This is a genomic window from Streptomyces netropsis (assembly GCF_014203545.1).
Taxonomy (GTDB): domain Bacteria; phylum Actinomycetota; class Actinomycetes; order Streptomycetales; family Streptomycetaceae; genus Streptomyces; species Streptomyces netropsis.
Genome location: NZ_JACHJG010000023.1, coordinates 1 through 18084 on the forward strand (window position 1 = coordinate 1; position 18084 = coordinate 18084).

14 protein-coding genes and 1 pseudogene are annotated in these 18084 nt (G+C 73.7%); 12 read left to right on the plus strand and 3 right to left on the minus strand.

All coding sequences use genetic code 11. The annotated features are described in order from the left end of the window. The 4 genes and pseudogenes from FHS38_RS33235 to FHS38_RS33250 form a co-directional block, all read left to right on the plus strand. Nucleotides 1-120 (plus strand): annotated as a pseudogene (locus FHS38_RS33235) (flavodoxin-dependent (E)-4-hydroxy-3-methylbut-2-enyl-diphosphate synthase); the annotation flags it as partial. Between the two features lie 169 nt (nucleotides 121-289). After that, entirely contained in the window at nucleotides 290-1135 is an 846-nt protein-coding gene (locus FHS38_RS33240; protein ID WP_184740054.1) for a GNAT family N-acetyltransferase, read from the plus strand. A 49-nt stretch (nucleotides 1136-1184) separates the two neighbouring features. Beyond that, on the plus strand, nucleotides 1185-1718 hold the full coding sequence (locus tag FHS38_RS33245) for a GNAT family N-acetyltransferase (RefSeq protein WP_184740056.1): 534 nt from the start codon (nucleotides 1185-1187) through the stop codon (nucleotides 1716-1718). A gap of 175 nt (nucleotides 1719-1893) precedes the next feature. Further along, the gene (locus FHS38_RS33250; RefSeq protein ID WP_184740058.1) at nucleotides 1894-3591 is read left to right on the plus strand and encodes a proline--tRNA ligase; all 1698 of its coding nucleotides are present in this window, start codon (nucleotides 1894-1896) and stop codon (nucleotides 3589-3591) included. A gap of 526 nt (nucleotides 3592-4117) precedes the next feature. Here FHS38_RS33250 and FHS38_RS33255 read toward each other — a convergent pair. The 3 genes from FHS38_RS33255 to FHS38_RS33265 are packed head-to-tail and all read right to left on the minus strand — an operon-like array spanning nucleotide 4118 to nucleotide 6134. Continuing rightward, nucleotides 4118-5056, minus strand: a complete 939-nt coding sequence (locus tag FHS38_RS33255) for an aminoglycoside phosphotransferase family protein (protein ID WP_184740060.1) — start codon at nucleotides 5054-5056, stop codon at nucleotides 4118-4120. Nucleotides 5057-5085: 29 nt separating this feature from the next. Beyond that, the gene (locus FHS38_RS33260) at nucleotides 5086-5580 is read right to left on the minus strand and encodes a ferritin-like domain-containing protein (protein WP_184740062.1); all 495 of its coding nucleotides are present in this window, start codon (nucleotides 5578-5580) and stop codon (nucleotides 5086-5088) included. Continuing rightward, nucleotides 5577-6134 (minus strand): hypothetical protein, encoded by a 558-nt coding sequence (locus tag FHS38_RS33265; RefSeq protein ID WP_184740064.1) that lies wholly within the window; start codon nucleotides 6132-6134, stop codon nucleotides 5577-5579. Before FHS38_RS33265 ends, FHS38_RS33260 begins: the two co-directional genes overlap by 4 nt. A gap of 170 nt (nucleotides 6135-6304) precedes the next feature. Here FHS38_RS33265 and rimP point away from each other — a divergent pair, with 170 nt between their 5' ends. The 8 genes from rimP to FHS38_RS33305 all read left to right on the plus strand — a co-directional run bounded on the left by rimP (nucleotide 6305) and on the right by FHS38_RS33305 (nucleotide 18059). Then, the gene (gene rimP, locus FHS38_RS33270; RefSeq protein ID WP_184740066.1) at nucleotides 6305-6838 is read left to right on the plus strand and encodes a ribosome maturation factor RimP; all 534 of its coding nucleotides are present in this window, start codon (nucleotides 6305-6307) and stop codon (nucleotides 6836-6838) included. A 2-nt stretch (nucleotides 6839-6840) separates the two neighbouring features. Then, entirely contained in the window at nucleotides 6841-7890 is a 1050-nt protein-coding gene (gene nusA, locus FHS38_RS33275; RefSeq protein ID WP_184740068.1) for a transcription termination factor NusA, read from the plus strand. A 172-nt stretch (nucleotides 7891-8062) separates the two neighbouring features. Beyond that, nucleotides 8063-8359 (plus strand): YlxR family protein, encoded by a 297-nt coding sequence (locus FHS38_RS33280; protein ID WP_184740070.1) that lies wholly within the window; start codon nucleotides 8063-8065, stop codon nucleotides 8357-8359. A gap of 146 nt (nucleotides 8360-8505) precedes the next feature. Further along, the gene (gene infB, locus FHS38_RS36260) at nucleotides 8506-11583 is read left to right on the plus strand and encodes a translation initiation factor IF-2 (protein ID WP_184740072.1); all 3078 of its coding nucleotides are present in this window, start codon (nucleotides 8506-8508) and stop codon (nucleotides 11581-11583) included. 139 nt (nucleotides 11584-11722) lie between these two features. Further along, entirely contained in the window at nucleotides 11723-12016 is a 294-nt protein-coding gene (locus tag FHS38_RS33290; RefSeq protein ID WP_130880199.1) for a DUF503 domain-containing protein, read from the plus strand. A gap of 31 nt (nucleotides 12017-12047) precedes the next feature. Beyond that, entirely contained in the window at nucleotides 12048-12533 is a 486-nt protein-coding gene (rbfA, locus tag FHS38_RS33295; protein ID WP_130880200.1) for a 30S ribosome-binding factor RbfA, read from the plus strand. Further along, on the plus strand, nucleotides 12530-13573 hold the full coding sequence (gene truB, locus FHS38_RS33300; protein WP_229822908.1) for a tRNA pseudouridine(55) synthase TruB: 1044 nt from the start codon (nucleotides 12530-12532) through the stop codon (nucleotides 13571-13573). Before rbfA ends, truB begins: the two co-directional genes overlap by 4 nt. A 268-nt stretch (nucleotides 13574-13841) precedes the next feature. Then, a complete protein-coding gene (locus tag FHS38_RS33305) occupies nucleotides 13842-18059 on the plus strand; it encodes a trypsin-like peptidase domain-containing protein (RefSeq protein ID WP_184740074.1) in 4218 nt (1405 codons plus the stop codon). Nucleotides 18060-18084 lie beyond the last annotated feature (25 nt).

Below are 18084 nucleotides of genomic sequence, written 5' to 3' on the forward strand. Positions count from 1 at the left end.
ATCAAGACCGTTCCGGAGTCGAAGATCGTGGAGACCCTCATCGAGGAAGCACTGAAGCTCGCCGAGCAGATGGAGAAGGACGGCATCGCCTCCGGCGAGCCGTCGGTCAGCGTCGGCTGACACCTCACGCCCGTCGCACGCCCCTCGATCCACCACGGTGTCCCGCCCCCGCGGCGGGGCACGGCGGACGCCTCCCCGGTCAGGGGAGGTGTACGAAGGGGACGGAGAGGTACAGTGCCAAGACCTGTTCCCATGGCCTCCGGCCCGCGACGGTGAGGCAATCCGACACGTGTTGACGACGACCACCACCAAGGTCCTGGAGCCCGGCGACCTCGACGCGGCCCTCGCCGTCCTCGACCGCGAGCCCGTCGCCAACGCCTTCGTCGCCGCGCGGGTGCAGGCCGCCGGTCTCGACCCCTGGCGGCTCGGCGGCGAGATGTGGGGCTGGTACGCGGGCGGCCGCCTCGAAGCCCTCTGCTACGCCGGCGCCAACCTCGTCCCCATCTGCGCCGGACCCGAGGCCGTACGGGCCTTCGCCGACCGCGCCCGCCGCTCCGGCCGCCGCTGCTCCTCCATCGTCGGCCCCGCCGAGGCGACCACCGAGCTGTGGTCCCTCCTCGAACCCCACTGGGGCCCGGCCCGTGAGGTCCGCGCCCACCAGCCCCTGATGGTCACCCGCGCCATGCCCGCGGACATCGCGCCCGACCCGCTCGTCCGCCGCATCCGCAAGGACGAGCTGGACGTGGTCATGCCCGCGTGCGTGGCGATGTTCACCGAGGAGGTCGGCGTCTCCCCGCTGGCCGGGGACGGCGGGCTGCTCTACCAGGCCCGCGTCGCCGAGCTCGTCGGAGCCGGGCGCTCGTTCGCCCGCATCGAGGACGGCCGCGTCGTCTTCAAGGCCGAGATCGGCGCGGCGACGGCCCTCGCCTGCCAGATCCAGGGCGTCTGGGTCGCCCCCGAGTACCGGGGCCGCGGCTTCTCCGAGACCGGCATGGCCGCTGTCCTCGGCTACGCCCTGCGCGAGGTCTCACCCGTCGTCAGCCTCTACGTCAACGACTACAACACGGCCGCACGCGCGGCGTACCGACGGGTGGGCTTCGAGGAAGTCGGCGCGTTCGCGAGCGTGCTGTTCTGAGTTGTCGAGGCCACCGCACAAGCGGCTGCCGCCCAGGTAGCCTCCGGGCATGGATGACATCGTGGTCGGACCGCTCGACCTCGCCGCGCGGGTCGACGACGCGCTCGCCGTGCAGGCGCTCGCCTTCGGGCTCACCGACGACGAGGTCGGCGTGCGGCGCCACATCGTGCTCCGCCACCTCGGCTGCCGCGGCGCCCGCGCCCTGGGGGCGACCACGGACGGCGGCCGACTGGTCGGCTTCGTCTACGGCATGCCCAACGACCGCACCCACTGGTGGTCCACGGTCGTCGAGCCGTATCTGCGCGCCACCGGCTCCGAGGGCTGGCTGGACGACGCCTTCGTGATCACCGAGCTGCACGTCCACCCCGCCTACCAGAACCGGCGGATCGGCCGGTCGCTGATCACCACGATCACCGCGAGCGCGCAGGAGCCGCGCAGCATCCTCTCCGCGATCGACACGGAAAGCCCGGCGCGGGCCCTCTACCGCAAGCTCGGCTACCACGACCTGGCCCGACCGGTGCACTTTCCGAGTGCGCCGAGGCCGTATGCGGTGATGGGGGCGCCGCTTCCGTTGCTGGGGTGACCGGGGCGGGCCGGGGGTCCGGGGGTTGTCCCCGGGGGATGCGGTCCGAGTGCGCCGAGGCCGTATGCGGTGATGGGGGCGCCGCTTCCGCTGTTGGGGTGACGGAAGTCGTTTCCTGACCGTTGTGCCCTGCCGCTAATCTCCTGGCATTCCCACTACGCAGCAGGAGACCACGATGGCCCACGTCCAGCGCATGTCCACGACGATGATCAAGACACTGCGCGACGACCCGGCCGACGCCGAGACCGCCAGCCACAAGCTGCTGGTCCGCGCCGGGTACGTCCGCCGTACGTCCGCGGGCGTCTGGACCTGGCTGCCGCTCGGCAAGAAGGTGCTGGACAACGTCTCGCGCGTGGTGCGCGAGGAGATGGACGCCATCGGCGGCCAGGAGGTCCTGCTGCCCGCGCTGCTGCCCAAGGAGCCCTACGAGGCGAGCGGGCGCTGGGAGGAGTACGGCGATCTCCTCTTCCGCCTGAAGGACCGCAAGGGCGCCGACTATCTGCTCGGGCCCACGCACGAGGAGATCTTCACCCTCACGGTCAAGGACCAGTGCACGTCCTACAAGGACCTGCCGGTGATCCTCTACCAGATCCAGACGAAGTACCGCGACGAGGCGCGTCCCCGCTCGGGCGTGCTGCGCGGGCGCGAGTTCCAGATGAAGGACTCGTACTCCTTCGACACCACGGACGAGGGCCTCGCCGAGTCCTACCGGCTGCACCGCGAGGCCTACACGCGGATCTTCGAGCGGCTCGGCCTCGACTACCGCGTCGTCTCCGCCGTCTCGGGTGCGATGGGCGGCTCGGCTTCGGAGGAGTTCCTGGCCCCGGCCGGGGCCGGCGAGGACACCTTCGTCGACTGTCCGGCCTGTGACTACGCCGCCAACACCGAGGCGGTCACCGCGGTCGTGGCACCCGCCGACCCGTCGGGCCACGGCCCCGTCGAGGAGCTGGACACCCCCGACACCCCCACCATCGAGACCCTCGCCGCGCACCTGGGCGTGCCCGCCTCGGCGACCCTGAAGAACCTCCTCGTCAAGGTCGACGGCGAGATCACGGCCGTCGGCGTGCCGGGCGACCGCGAGGTGGACCTCGGCAAGCTCGGCGAGCATCTGGCGCCCGCCGTCGTGGAGTTGGTGACGGCCGAGGACTTCGTGGGCCGGCCCGATCTCGTACGCGGCTACGTCGGCCCGCAGGGCCTCGGCGTGCGCTACATCGCCGACCCCCGCGTGGCACCCGGCACGGCCTGGGTCACCGGCGCCAACAAGGCGGACACGCACGCCCGCAACGTGGTGTGCGGGCGGGACTTCGAGGTCGACCAGTACCTCGACGTCGTCGTCGTCGAGCCCGGCGACCCGTGCCCCCGCTGTGGCGCGGGCCTGGAGATCGGGCGGGCGATCGAGATCGGCCACATCTTCCAGCTCGGCCGCAAGTACGCCGACGCCTTCGGCCTCGACGTGCTCGGGCAGCAGGGCAAGCCGGTCCGGGTCACCATGGGTTCGTACGGCATCGGCGTCTCACGGGCCGTCGCCGCGCTCGCCGAGCAGACCCACGACGAGTCCGGTCTGTGCTGGCCGCGCGAGGTCGCCCCGGCGGACGTGCACATCGTCGCGGCGGGCAAGGCCGTGCAGACGGAACTCGCCCTGGAACTCGCCGAGAAGCTGGGCGCCGCGGGCGTCCGGGTCCTGGTCGACGACCGCGCGGGCGTGTCGCCCGGCGTGAAGTTCACCGACGCGGAACTGATCGGCGTGCCCACGATCCTCGTCGTCGGCCGCGGTGCCGCCTCCGGCGTGGTCGAACTCAAGGACCGCCGCACCGGCACCCGCGAGGAACTGCCCGTCGACGAGGCGCTGACCCTTCTGGCCGCGGCGGTATAGCCGGTCGGCCTGGCCGGCCGGGGCGGCGACCACGGGCTGACTCCCGGTCAGGCGCACCGGCCGAGGCCGGGCGAGGCCTGGAGACCGGCTGTCCGCCCCTGAGGCCGGGATCGCTCACCGGTCGCAGGTTCCCCGGCCGGGCGGGGTAGCGACCCCGCAGGTCGTGGTTGTCCCCGGCCGGGGGAGAGGCAGCCCGGAGGGCAGCGGCCGAGGGCGTCCCGACCGCCTCGCCGGAGGCACGCCGACGCCGCCTCGGCGGGGTGGTCCGAGGGCTTCGGCGGGGCGCGGAGCTTGGGCTGCGGGCAGCCCCGCCCCGGCCGGGACGGATCGGGATACGCGGCTCGGGCCGGCACCCGGACGGACGGACCCCTGCGTCGGGGCCGGGATCACGCTCGGAGGCGGCAGGCCCTGACGGCTCGGCAGCACCCATCGGTCAAGCGGGCCCCGGGGGTGGAGCACAGCCCCGCGAGCCGACGGCCCCGGCGGGTGGCAACCGGGCGTCACCCCGCCGGGCAAGCGCCCGGCGTCACAGCAGGCCGGCGAACTCCAGCAGGAGTTCGCCCGCCGGGCGGCCGCCGGTGGACAGTTCGCGGACGCCCGCTTCCACCGCCCGGAAGACCGTCCAGCCGCGCAGACGGTCGCGGTCGACGTCCAGCGACTCCGCCAGCTTCGCCACCCGGCGGCGCGCCGCGGCGGGTGCGCCGGGGGCGGCCAGCAGGGTGTCGAGCCGGTCCCGGACCAGCCAGGCCAGGTCGTACGCCCGCTCTCCCACCAGGGGGCGCGGACCGATCGCCAGCCAGGGCGACCGGTCGCCGGAGAGGACGTTCCCCTGGTGGTAGTCGCCGTGCAAGAGGGACGGCTGCGGGTCCCCGGCGTCGGCCAGCAGGCCCTCGCGCAGTTCCAGCGCCTCGTCGATCACCGTCCGGACATCGGCCGCCCACGGCTCGGCGCGGCGTTCGCGCAGGACGTCCGCCAGGGCGGCCGTGTGGTCCGCGACGCCGGTGAACGGGTGCCCCTCCGCGGGCGGCACCCACAGGCGCTGCAACGTCGCCGCCGCCTCCAACAGAGCCTTCGCGTCCGCCAGGGAGCGCAGGCTCACATCCCCGTGCAGCCGCTCCAGGAGCAGCACGCCCGCGTCCGGGTCGGCGCGCAGCGGCCGCACCGCGCCCCGGCCGTTCCAGTGGGTGAGCGCCGCGTGTTCCAGGGCGATCGCGCCGTCCGGCAGGCCGAGCTTGAGTGCCGCGGGTGTGCCGTCGGACTGCCGGACGAGGACGACCATGCTGGTCCGGCCACCCGGGGTCTGGACCCGATCGGGCGTCAACTCCCAGCGTTCCAGGTACTCCCGGGCGCTCCCGGGCAGGTCCGCGAGCCAGCGGCGTGCCGCCACGCCGCCCTCTTCCTCTTCCCGGCCCAGGGCGCGCACCAGCCGCTCCGGCGGTTCGAAGCGGTCGTTCGCGTTGGCCATCCCTGCGCTGTCCTTTTCGTCTGTGCTGGTCAGAGGCGCTTTGGCGCGCCGTCCGGCGAGTTGCCGGCCCCGGTTCGAGGAGCCCGCTCGACGAGCCCAGGGAAGGCTACGCTGCCGCCCCGCCAGCGCACCGCCCGCACCGCCGCCTCGCGCAGCGCGGCCGCCGCCTCGCGGCGCCGGGCGCCCGTGGCGGCCCGTACGAGATCGGCGTAGACCGCGGCGAGCCGACTCTCCAACTCCGCCGCGAGCCGCACGGCCGCGCCCTCGTCCGGCACGGGGAACGGCAGCGCGTACGCGGCGGACGCCGCCTCGGGCGTGCCGCCCAGGGACCGGACGGAGCGCCACATCGCGTCCCGCCGGGCCCGGTGGGCGTCGTGCGCCTCCCGGGCCTCCGTCTGCCGCGCCTCGCCGACGCGCGCGCCGACGATTCCGTACCCGTAGACGGCGGCGTGCTCGGCCGCGAGCGCCGCCTGTGCCGCCTCCAGCGCCGGATCGTGCTTCTTGGAGCCGGGTGATTCGCTCACGCGACACCGCCGAGGAGATAGGCGTGGGCCGCGCCCGAGGCCGCGACGGAGGCGAGGAGGCGGGCGAGTTCGGGCGGGGCGGAAGCCAGGGCCGCGGTGTGGGTGTCGGCGGTACGCCGCTCGGCGTCCGCGAGGGCGGCCAGGGCCGCCTTCTCGTCCTTGGGGACCGCGGGGCCGGCCTTCCCCGGGGAGACGGAAGCGGAAGGGCCGGAAGGGGACGTGGAACCCGAAGCGGAAGGAGAAGCGGAGGACGCGCGGGCGCCGAGGGCCGCCGCGTGCCGGGCGACCTCGGCCCGCAGTGGCCGCAGCCGCTCCGCGAGCGCGGCGTGCGCGCCGATCGTCGCGTCGTACCGCTCCAGCAGCGCCGCCGAGTCCCGCCCGGCGCGGGCGCGCAGCCGCTCCTCGGCCGAGGAGCGTTCGTCGTGGGGGCCCGGATCGTCGGAACAGCCGGTCAGCAGGGCGCCGCCGCCCGTCAGCAGGGCCGCCGCGCCGCCTGCCAGTACCCTGCGTCTGCGCGGGTCGCCGGGGCCCCGCGTCGTCGTCGTGAGCGACACGATCCTCTTTCCGCCTGGTCGGGTCATGATCACCGCACGTGAGCGTACCGGCGCGCGGTCACCCGACCGGGGAGCGGGCACCGAATCGTCAGTCGGCTGCCGGAACAGATAGGCTTTGACCAGACACGCGACATTCCCACAACAGCACACGCGGCCGAGGAGTCACCCGGATGAGCACCACCCAGAGCGAGAGGCTGCGCGAATTGCTCGCCCCTCTCGTCAGCGCGCGAGAGCTGGATCTGGAAGAGGTCGAGGTGACGCCGGCCGGCAAGCGCCGTGTGCTCCGCATCGTGGTCGATTCCGATGAGGGTGTGCAGCTGGACGCGTGTGCGGAAGTCAGCCGTGCGATCTCCGAGAAGCTCGACGAGACGGACGTCATGGGCGGGACCCCCTACGTGCTGGAGGTCACCTCGCCCGGCGCCGACCGCCCCCTGACCGAGCACCGCCACTTCGTACGGGCCACCGGCCGCCTGATCAAGGCGCAGCTGACCGAGGGCGGCGAGCTGGTCGCGCGCATCGTCGCCGTCGACGACGAGGGGCTGGACCTGGAGGTACCGGGTGTGAAGGGCCGCAAGCCCACCGCCCGCAGGCTGGCCTTCGCCGAGATCGCGAAGGCCCGCGTGGAGATCGAGTTCAACCGGAAGTCCCCGCAAGAAGCCGACATGGCCGAGGACGAGACCGACGAGAGTCAAGAGGAGGCGTAGCCGTGGACATCGACATGAGTGCCCTGCGGGGTCTGGTGCGAGAGAAGGAGATCTCTTTCGACCTGCTGGTCGAGGCGATCGAGTCGGCCCTCCTCATCGCGTACCACCGCACCGAGGGAAGCCGCCGCCGCGCCCGCGTCGAGCTGGACCGCGCGTCCGGCCACGTCACGGTGTGGGCGAAGGAGGACCCGCAGGACCTGGAGGAGGGCGAGGAGCCCCGCGAGTTCGACGACACGCCTTCCGGCTTCGGCCGGATCGCCGCGACCACCGCCAAGCAGGTCATCCTCCAGCGTCTGCGCGACGCCGAGGACGAGATCACTTTCGGTGAGTTCGCGGGCCGCGAGGGCGACGTCGTCGCGGGCGTCGTCCAGCAGGGCAAGGACCCCAAGAACGTCCTGGTCGACATCGGCAAGCTGGAAGCCATCCTGCCGGTCCAGGAGCAGGTGCCGGGCGAGGAGTACAAGCACGGCACGCGTCTTCGGACGTACGTCGTCCGGGTGGCGAAGGGTGTCCGCGGTCCGTCCGTGACGCTCTCGCGCACCCACCCCAACCTGGTGAAGAAGCTTTTCGCCATGGAGGTCCCGGAGATCGCGGACGGTTCGGTGGAGATCGCCGCCATCGCCCGTGAGGCCGGTCACCGCACCAAGATCGCCGTCCGGTCCACCCGGTCCGGCCTGAACGCCAAGGGCGCCTGCATCGGCCCGATGGGCGGCCGGGTCCGCGCGGTCATGGCCGAGCTGCACGGCGAGAAGATCGACATCGTCGACTGGTCGGACGACCCGGCGGAGCTCGTGGCGCACGCGCTGTCCCCCGCGCGGGTGAGCAAGGTCGAGGTCGTGGACCTCGGCGCGCGCTCCGCCCGGGTGACCGTGCCGGACTACCAGCTCTCCCTCGCCATCGGCAAGGAGGGCCAGAACGCCCGCCTCGCGGCGCGGCTGACCGGCTGGCGGATCGACATCCGCCCGGACACCGAGCAGGACGGGCAGTCCGACCGCTCCGAGCGGTCCGAGCAGCCCTACCGGTCCGAGCGGTCCGACCGCTACCGGGACTGATCCAGCGGGGAAGAACAGCGGGAAGGGCGCGGGCCGGCAGCGGCCCGCCGCCGCTTCGCGAATGACATCCGGAGTCACATCCGGGAGCGGCCCCGCAGGGTGGCCGAAATCCATATGTGCCCGATCATCGCCCCACAGGGGTGAGGTCGGCGCGGGGAGGTAGACTTAATCAGTGTCTGGCCGGACGCATGCCCGCGCATGCCCTGAGCGCACCTGTGTGGGGTGCCGGGAGCGAGCGGCCAAGGGCGATCTGCTGCGGATCGTGGTGAACGAGGGCGCTTGCGTCCCCGATCCTCGCGGTACGCTGCCCGGCCGGGGTGCCTCCGTGCATCCCACACTGGTCTGCCTCGACCTGGCGGTCCGCCGCCGGGCGTTCTCCCGGGCCTTCAAAAGCCAGGGACCGTTCGATACCTCGGCGCTTCGGCACTACGTCGATCAGGCCGAGCGGCACCGCCAGGCAACACCGTAAGAAGAACGGCACGGGAAACCGTGCGGTCAGGTACCTCGCGAGTTGGAAGTAGGTCGAGATTGCGATGAGCACTCGATGAGTACGCGATGAGTACGCCCATGAAGTAGCGACGGTCCGGTGGACAACCCGGACCTAGAAGGAGCGAAGTGGCTAAGGTCCGGGTATACGAACTCGCCAAGGAGTTCGGTGTTGAGAGCAAGGTCGTCATGGCCAAGCTCCAAGAACTTGGTGAATTCGTCCGTTCGGCGTCCTCGACGATCGAGGCGCCTGTAGTCCGCAAGTTGACTGACGCTTTGCAGGGGCCCGGCGGCAACGCCGGCAAGTCCGCTGCCAAGCCCGCGGCGCCGCGCAAGGCCGCGCCCGCGAAGCCGGGTGCCCCCACTCCGGGTGCCCCGGCCCGTCCCGCTGCCCCGGCTCCCAAGCCGGCCGCGGAGGCGCCCGCAACCCCCAAGCCCGCAGGTGGCGCGCCGACCCCCGGCCCGCGCCCGGGTCCGAAGCCCGCCCCGGCGGCTCCGGCCAAGCCCGCGCCGGTCACCCCGGTGCCCGCCGCGGAGTTCTCCGCGCCGGCCCCGGCCCAGCCGAGCCAGCAGGCCCCCTCCGGTCCGCGCCCCGGCGCCACCCCCGGCCCGCGTCCGGCCCGTCCGGCGCCCGCCGGTCGTGACGGCGGTCAGCGGGAAGGCGGCCGCCCCGAGCGTGCCCCCCGTCCGCAGGGCCAGGGTGCCCCGCGTCCCGGTGGCGCCCGTCCGGCCGGTCCCCGTCCGGGCAACAACCCCTTCACCTCCGGTGGCTCCACCGGCATGGCCCGCCCGCAGGCCCCCCGTCCCGGTGGCGCCCCGCGTCCCGGCGGCGACCGGCCCGGCCCCGGCGGTCCCCGTCCGCAGGGCGGTCCCGGTGGTGCTCCGCGTCCCCAGGGTCAGGGCGGCGCCCGTCCGACCCCCGGTGGCATGCCTCGTCCGCAGGGCGGTCCCGGTGGCGCTCCGCGTCCCGGTGGCGCTCCCGCGGGCAACCGCCCGAACCCGGGCATGATGCCGCAGCGTCCGGCTGCCGGCCCGCGTCCGGGCCCCGGTGGCGGCGGTCGCGGTCCCGGCGGCGGCGCGGGTCGTCCCGGCGGTGCCGGTCGTCCCGGCGGCGGCGGCTTCGCCGGCCGTCCGGCCGGTCCCGGTGGCGGCGGTCGTCCCGGTGGCGGCGGCGGCTTCGCCGGTCGTCCCGGTGGCGGTGGCGCTCCCGGTGGTGGCGGCGGCTTCGGCGGTCGTCCCGGCTTCGGCGGTCGCCCCGGCGGCCCCGGTGCCCGTGGTGGCACGCAGGGTGCGTTCGGCCGTCCCGGCGGTCCGGCGCGTCGTGGTCGCAAGTCGAAGCGGCAGAGGCGCCAGGAGTACGAGGCCATGCAGGCCCCGTCCGTCGGCGGCGTGATGCTGCCCCGCGGTGGCGGCGAGACCATTCGCCTGTCCCGTGGTGCCTCCCTCACCGACTTCGCGGAGAAGATCGGCGCCAACCCGGCGTCGCTCGTCGCCGTGATGATGAACCTCGGCGAGATGGTCACCGCGACCCAGTCGGTGTCCGACGAGACGCTGACGCTCCTCGGCGACGAGATGAACTACCAGGTTCAGATCGTCAGCCCCGAGGAGGAGGACCGCGAGCTGCTCGAGTCGTTCTCCATCGAGTTCGGTGAGAACGAGGGCGGCGAGGAGATGCTCGTCTCCCGTCCGCCGGTCGTGACCGTCATGGGTCACGTCGACCACGGTAAGACCCGACTGCTGGACGCCATCCGCAAGACGAACGTCGTTGCGGGCGAGGCCGGCGGTATCACGCAGCACATCGGTGCGTACCAGGTCGCCACCGAGGTCAACGGCGAAGAGCGCGCCATCACCTTCATCGACACCCCGGGTCACGAGGCGTTCACCGCCATGCGTGCCCGTGGTGCCAAGTCGACCGACATCGCGATCCTCGTGGTGGCGGCCAACGACGGTGTCATGCCGCAGACGATCGAGGCGCTGAACCACGCCAAGGCGGCCGACGTGCCGATCGTGGTCGCGGTCAACAAGATCGACGTCGAGGGTGCCGACCCGACCAAGGTGCGCGGTCAGCTCACCGAGTTCGGTCTGGTGGCCGAGGAGTACGGCGGCGACACCATGTTCGTCGACATCTCCGCCAAGCAGGGTCTGAACATCGACTCCCTGCTGGAGGCCGTGGTCCTCACCGCGGACGCCTCGCTCGACCTGCGCGCCAACGCGGAGCAGGACGCGCAGGGTATTGCGATCGAAGCCCACCTCGACCGTGGTCGCGGCGCCGTGGCCACCGTGCTCGTCCAGCGCGGTACCCTCCGCGTCGGTGACACGATGGTCGCCGGTGACGCCTACGGCCGTGTCCGCGCGATGCTCGACGACAAGGGCCAGAACGTGGAAGAGGCGGGTCCCTCGACCCCGGTCCTCGTCCTCGGTCTGACCAACGTCCCGGGCGCCGGCGACAACTTCCTCGTCGTCGACGAGGACCGCACGGCTCGCCAGATCGCCGAGAAGCGCGCTGCGCGTGAGCGCAACGCCGCCTTCGCCAAGCGCACCCGCCGGGTGTCCCTCGAGGACCTCGACAAGGTGCTCAAGGCCGGTCTGGTCCAGGATCTCAACATCATCATCAAGGGCGACGCGTCCGGTTCGGTGGAGGCTCTCGAGTCCTCGCTGCTCCAGCTCGACGTCGGCGAAGAGGTCGAGATCCGCGTGCTGCACCGCGGTGTGGGTGCGGTCACCGAGTCGGACATCAACCTGGCGACCGGCTCCGACGCCATCGTCATCGGCTTCAACGTCCGCGCCGAGGGCCGTGCCACGCAGATGGCCGAGCGCGAGGGCGTCGACGTCCGCTACTACTCGGTCATCTACCAGGCGATCGAGGAGATCGAGGCGGCCCTCAAGGGCATGCTGAAGCCGGAGTACGAAGAGGTCGAGCTCGGTACGGCGGAGATCCGCGAGATCTACCGCTCGTCCAAGCTGGGCAACATCGCGGGTGTTCTCATCCGCTCCGGCGAGGTCAAGCGCAACACCAAGGCGCGCCTCATCCGCGACGGCAAGGTCATCGCGGAGGACCTCACGATCCAGGGTCTGCGCCGCTTCAAGGACGACGTCACCGAGATCCGCGAAGGCTACGAGGGCGGTATCAACCTCGGAAACTTCAACGACATCAAGATCGACGACGTCATCGCGACGTACGAGATGCGCGAGAAGCCGCGCGGCTGATCTGCGTAGAACGATTCGGGGCCGGTCGGCGGATTATTTCCGTCGATCGGCCCCGGCCGTTGCATGTACGGTTCTAAGAGCTCGTACAAGCAGACACAGACACACCTCACGCCTCCCGGGTGGGCTTCACCCGTCACGCATGTATGTAGGGACTCTGTCCTTCGACCTCCTCCTCGGCGACGTCCGGTCGCTGAAGGAGAAGCGCTCCGTCGTCCGTCCGATCGTCGCCGAGCTGCACCGCAAGTACGCGGTGAGCGTGGCGGAGGTCGGCGACCAGGACCTTCACCGCAGAGCCGAGATAGGCCTGGCGGCGGTCTCGGGGGACGCGGCGCACCTCACGGACGTTCTGGACCGCTGCGAGCGACTCGTCGCCGGGCGGCCGGAAGTGGAACTGCTGTCGGTGAGACGGCGGATCCACGGCGACGACGACTGATGACTGAACCGAAGAAGAAAGAAGTAGGCGCATGACCGACAACGCGCGGGCGCGCAAACTGGCCGACCGCATCCGGGTGATCATTGCGGAGACCCTCCAGCGCCGGATCAAGGACCCGCGGCTCGGCTATGTGACCATCACCGACACCCGGGTCACGGGCGATCTGCAGCAGGCCACCGTGTTCTACACGGTCTACGGCGACGACGAGGAGCGGGCCGCCTCGGCGGCCGCGCTGGAGAGCGCCAAGGGCATCCTGCGCTCCACGGTCGGCCGGGAGACCGGGGTCCGCTTCACCCCGACCCTGACCTTCGTCCCGGACGCCCTGCCGGACAACGCCCGGACCATCGACGACCTGCTCGCCAAGGCCAAGGCCAAGGACGCGGAGGTCCGCGAGGTGTCCTCGGGCGCCCAGTACGCCGGTGACGCGGACCCGTACCGCAAGCCGGGCGAGGACGAGGACGGCGTCGACGACGCCGGTTCGGACGGCTCGGACAGCAAGGGCGCAGCCTCCGAATGAACCACCAGGCACCAAGCGAGCGCCCCGCGGTGACCCCGGCGGCCGACGCGAGCGTCGAGCCCGCCGCCGAGGTCGCCCCGGCCGCCCCGGCCGCGGAGCCCAAGGGCACCGCGGCCCGGCCGGAGCGTCCGAAGGCGAAGGGACCGCGCGTGGTCTGCCCGGACGGCCTGGTCATCGTCGACAAGCCGGCCGGTTTCACCTCGCACGACGTCGTCGCCAAGATGCGCGGCATCGCGCGGACCCGGAAGGTCGGTCACGCCGGGACCCTCGACCCGATGGCGACCGGTGTGCTCGTCCTCGGCGTCGAGCGGGCGACCAAGCTGCTCGGTCACCTCGCGCTGACCGAGAAGGAGTACGTGGCCACCATCCGGCTCGGGCAGAACACCGTGACGGATGACGCCGAGGGCGAGATCACCTCGTCCGCCGACGCCTCCGGGGTCACCCGCGAGGCGATCGACGCCGGGGTCGCCAAGCTCAGCGGAAAGATCATGCAGGTCCCGTCGAAGGTCAGCGCGATCAAGATCGACGGCAAGCGGTCGTACGCCCGGGCCCGCGAGGGCGAGGACTTCGAGATCCCGGCCCGGCCGGTGACGGTCTCCTCCTTCGCCGTGCACGCCGTGCACCCGGCCGAGGCGGCGGACGGCACCCCGGTGCAGGACCTGCTCGTCTCCGTCGTCTGCTCGTCGGGGACGTACGTCCGCGCCCTCGCACGCGACCTGGGTGCCGACACCGGCGTCGGCGGCCACCTCACGGCGCTGCGCCGCACCCGTGTCGGCCCGTACGCGCTGGGCGAGGCCCGCACGCTGGACCAGCTCCAGGAGGAGCTGACCGTCATGCCGGTCGCCGACGCGGCCGCCGCGGCGTTCCAGCGCTGGGACGTGAACGAGGAGCAGGCCCGCCTGCTCGGCAACGGCGTCCGGATCAAGGTCCCGCTCTTCGACACCACGGGGCCGATCGCGGTCTTCGGCCCGGACGGCCGCTTCCTGGTGCTGGTCGAGAACCAGGGCGGCAAGGCGAAGAGCCTCGCGGTCTTCGGCTGACCTTTCGGCCCGGGCCGGGAATCCGGCTCTGACAGAGGGTGGGCGCACGGCGCCCGCCCTCTGTCTCGTTTTCGGCGCCGTCGTCGCGCACCACGCGATACCCCTCCGCTGCCGTCTATCCATCCCGTACCGCGGATTCACCCCAATGGGCAGGCGCTCGGAGTGAACAACGGGGGTGGAAGGGGGCGCGTTCGGTCTGTGATCTGTCCTGCCGATCATCCGCTGCCTACGGTCGGAACGAACCGGCATGGCGGGGAGGTATCGGCGGATGAGTGTGCGGCGGGCCGATGCGGACGAATCGTTGGTGCGTATCCGCGATCTCGCCGGGCGGCCGCGCGGCACGGGTTTCGTGGCCGACGACCGCGGCACCGTGATCACCAGCCATGAGGCCGTCGACGGCCTGGCCCGTCTGGTGCTGCACGCGCCGGGCGAGCGCACGTGCCTCGTCGGCGTCGAGGCGGTCACCCCCCTGCCCGGCTCGGACCTCGCCCTCGTGCGTACCGAGGGCCTCTGCGTGCCGCCGCTGCCGGTCGCGGGCGCCGAGTGCGTCGAAGGCGGCGCGAAGGTCCGGCTGAGGGCGGGCCGCTGGCAGACCGCCCAGGTCATCGGCGACGCCTTGGTGATCTACACCGCGACCGACCGCTTCCATCTGCTCGGCGCCGCGCTGGAGCTGTCCCTCGGCGAGCGCGACGGCCTGCGGCTCGGCGAGGAGGCGACGGGCGGTCCCGTCATCGACGCCCGGACCGGTGCGGTCGTCGCCGTCCTCGGTACCGCGCTCCACACCGAACAACGGGCCGGCGGCTTCGCCATCCCCCTGCGCGCCGCCGCCGCGACCGCCCCGGACGGACCCCTGGCCGAACTCCTCGAGCGCAACGCGGCCACGGTCCCCGCGTACGGCCCGGAACTCAATCTCGCGGGCGGCCTCCAGCTCACGGCGACCTCCCTCGGCCCGGCCACGACCTCACTCGCGTGGAGCGAGCCCGTGGAACGTCCGGAGGTGCAGAGGGAGTTCGCGCGGTTCCTCAGCGATGACGACGACGCTGCCGCGAGCGAAGGCACCGGCGAGGCGAACGACGGCGTCGACGCGGGTCACGGCGAGCACGGCGAGGGCTCGGCGTCGTCGTCCGGAGGTTCCGGGGACGGCGGCCGGTGCGGTGGCGGGTCGGGGGACTCCTCGAACAGCGAGCAGGGTGGTTGCCACTGCGATGGTGGAGACGGCCGGGCCGACGGTCCGGCGCCGGAAGCCGGCGGGACCCGCTGTGGTGACGGCCCCGAGCCGGACGACGACCCGTCGGGCCATCACTGTGCGGGGCCGCGAAGCCGCAAGGCAAGCGTGCTGGGGCTGGTCGGGGACCCCGGGACCGGGCGTACGACCGAGCTGGGGGCGCTCGCCGGGCGGCGGGCGCGGGGGGACGAGCCCGCACCGACCGTGTGGCTGCGCGGCGCGGACCTGCGGGTCGGGGACGAGAGCGTCCGGGACGCCGTCGCGCGGGTCCTGGAGACCGCCGGACGGATCGTCACCGCCTCGGCGGGCGCCGACGGCACCGTGGGGGACCCCACCGACGCCACCCCGGAGGCCGTCGCGGAGATGGCGCACCGCGTGGGCCGCCCGCTGCTCGTCCTCCTCGACGGCCCCGAGGAGATGCCGCCCGGCCTCGCCCACGCCCTCGCCGGCTGGACGGCCGCGACCGCCGGCTGGCTGGAGAAGACGGCCACCCGGATGATCGTCGCCTGCCGCCCGGAGCACTGGGAGAGCGCCGGTGCCCTCTTCCCGCCCGCCGCGCTGCACGTGCCGTCGCCCGCGTCCCACCCCCGCGCGCTGCCGCCCTGCGTCCTGCTCACCGACCTCGCGCCCGGGCAGGCCGCCGAGGCCCGCGCCGCCTACGCCCTCGCCCCCGACGCGGTCTCCCCGGCGGACGCCTGCCACCCCCTCGCCCTGCGGCTGCTGGCGGAGGTCCAGGCCGCGCTCCCGGACGGCCGGGTGCGCGGCGGCCCCGAGGACCGGGCCCCCGACCGGTGGGACGTCTTCTCCGCCTACCTCGATCTGGTCTGCCTGCGGATCGCCGTCCGGCTGGCCGCCGCGCGCACACCGCCGCCGCGCGGTGCGGCCGTGCGGCGGCTCGCCACCCGCGTCGCCGGGCAGGTGCACGAGGCCGCGAGGCGGTGCCTGGGGCCGGGTCAGGGGGAGCTGGAGCGGGAGGCCTTCGAGGAGCTGTTCCCCTGGCGCACGGGCTGGGCCTCCGCCGTGCTCACCGAGGGCCTGCTCGTACCGGCCGGCGCGGGCTACCGCTTCGCGCACGAGGAGTTCTCCGACTGGCTCCAGGGGGCGCACCTCGACCTCGACACCGCCCTGCACGCCCTGGTCCACCACTGGTACGAGCCCGAGGGCGCACCCGGCCGGGCCGCCGCCCGGCTGCCGTCCCGGCGGGAGGAGGAGTCCGACCGGACACCGGCGGCCCGCCGCCGCACCCGGCGCGGCGGCGACGCCGGGCGGAAGCCGTCCCGGCCCCTCCCCGTTCCGCGCCACCGCATCGGCCCGGTCCTCCAGTCGCTGTTCCTCCTCGCACGGCGCTCGGGCCCCGCCGAGCTCGCCCGCCGCCTCAGCGCGCTGGTCCACGCCGTCGAGACCCTCCCGGTCCGGTCCCTGCCCGCCCCCGAGGAGGAAGGGGCCGAGCCGGACGCCGGGGCGCCGGCGGCGGACACGATGCCGACCGGCGGTGAGGAAGCGCCCCGGACCGTCCCCGACCCCGTCTGGTGGGCCGCGCATCTGCTCGGCGAGGCGTTGCTGCGCGTACCGGACGCCACGCCCTACCTCGACGTCCTGCGGCTGCTCGCCGAGCGCGTCACCGCCCGCTCCCTGGCCCACGGCGGCTTCGACGGCGGGGCCACCCGCACCTTCGGCGGCCTCGCGGAATTCGGACCGTGGTTCTGGCTCCGGCTGCCGCTCGGCGCCGCCGACCGCCTCGAACTGCTGCGCGTCCTGATCCCCGCCGACGGGCCGCCCCCCGGCACGGCCGCCGCCCCGCAGCGCCCCTCGCCGCAGCCGGACCGCTTCCTGACCGCCGTGGCGACCGTGCTCACCGAGGACCCCTGCACGGCGCAGCCGCTCCTGTGCCAGTGGTTCGGTGACGACCGCCCCCTCCAGACCACGCCGGACGGCGGCGCCCCCTGCTTCGGAGTGCGCCCCACCGTCTCCGCCGCCGCCCAGGCCCTCCTGCACACCCACCGCAGGCGCGCCGTCGACGACCTGGCCGAGGCCCTCGTGGACGCCGCGCACCCCCACGCCGACGAACTGCTGTCCGCCCTCGCCGAGGACGAGCCCTCCGCGCTCTGCCGGGCCGTCGACCGCTGGGCCCACCACGACCGCGTCGACCGGCACGTGGCCGCCGCCGCGTACGCGCTCAAGGCCGCGCCCCACGTCACCACCGAGGCCGACCGGCAGCTGCTGCGCTACTCCGCGCTCGCCCTGCTCGACCGCCCCGCGGAGGGCACCCTGCACGGTGCCGCGCTCGCGCTGCTCGTCCGCGACCGCCAGACCCGCTCCAAGCACCTCCCGCAGGCGATCGCCCGCTTCACCACCGGCGACCCGCACCTGCCGCCCGGCGCCCTCGCCGCCGCCCTGACCACCCACCCCGAGCCCGTCCTCGCCGCCTTCCGCGCACGGCTTTACCAGCCGGGGGAGGGGCCCGGCGACGTGCTGCGCACCCTCGCCGAGGTCACCACCCCCGCCCTCGCCCGCCGCGCGGCCGCGCTCGTGCGCGAGCACCTGGAGCACCACCCCGAGGGCGCCGCCCACGCCGCCGCGTTCGTCGACCGGCGGCTGGAAGCGGGCCCGGCCGGCCGGGCCGTCCTCTTCCCGCTGGTCGCGGATCTGCTGCGGACCCACCCGGCGCAGGTCCGCCGGGCCCTCGCGCCCGTACTGGCCGCCCCCGGCACGTCCGTATCGCGCCCGCTGCGCCAGGAGTTGCTGGAGGTGCTGTTGGAGTGCGAGCAGTACGGGCCGCACGAGCGGGACGTCACCGTCCTCGACACCCTCCTGCGGGCGGTGGTGAGCGGGGTCGGCGAGCGCGGCGAGGCGCGGACGCGGGACCTCGTCCACCGCACGGGGCTGCTGATGGCCCGTACGCCGGAGGGGGCCGCCTGCTTCGACCGGCGGCTGACCCAGCTCGCCCGTGACGTGCCGGCCTTCGGGGCCCAGGTGCGGGGGTGGCTGCGGACCGCGCCCGCGCAGTGGGCGGTGGTGGTGGGTCCGGGCGCGCGCATCAGGCTGACGGCGGGCGGGGACGAAGCAGGCGGGGAAGGCGCCGGTCGGCCGGAGGGCCCGCCGTCACCCGAGGGCCCGCCGTCACCCGAAGATCCGGCGGAGGTGGCGGACGCGAGCATTCCGGATGCTGCGGCGGATTCGGCGGACCCGGCGACGGCGGCGGACCTCGCGAGCAGTGCACCGGCCGATGCGAACCGTCGTCTACCGGCATGGCACTCTTAGTCCTGCGTAATCGACAGACAAAGGT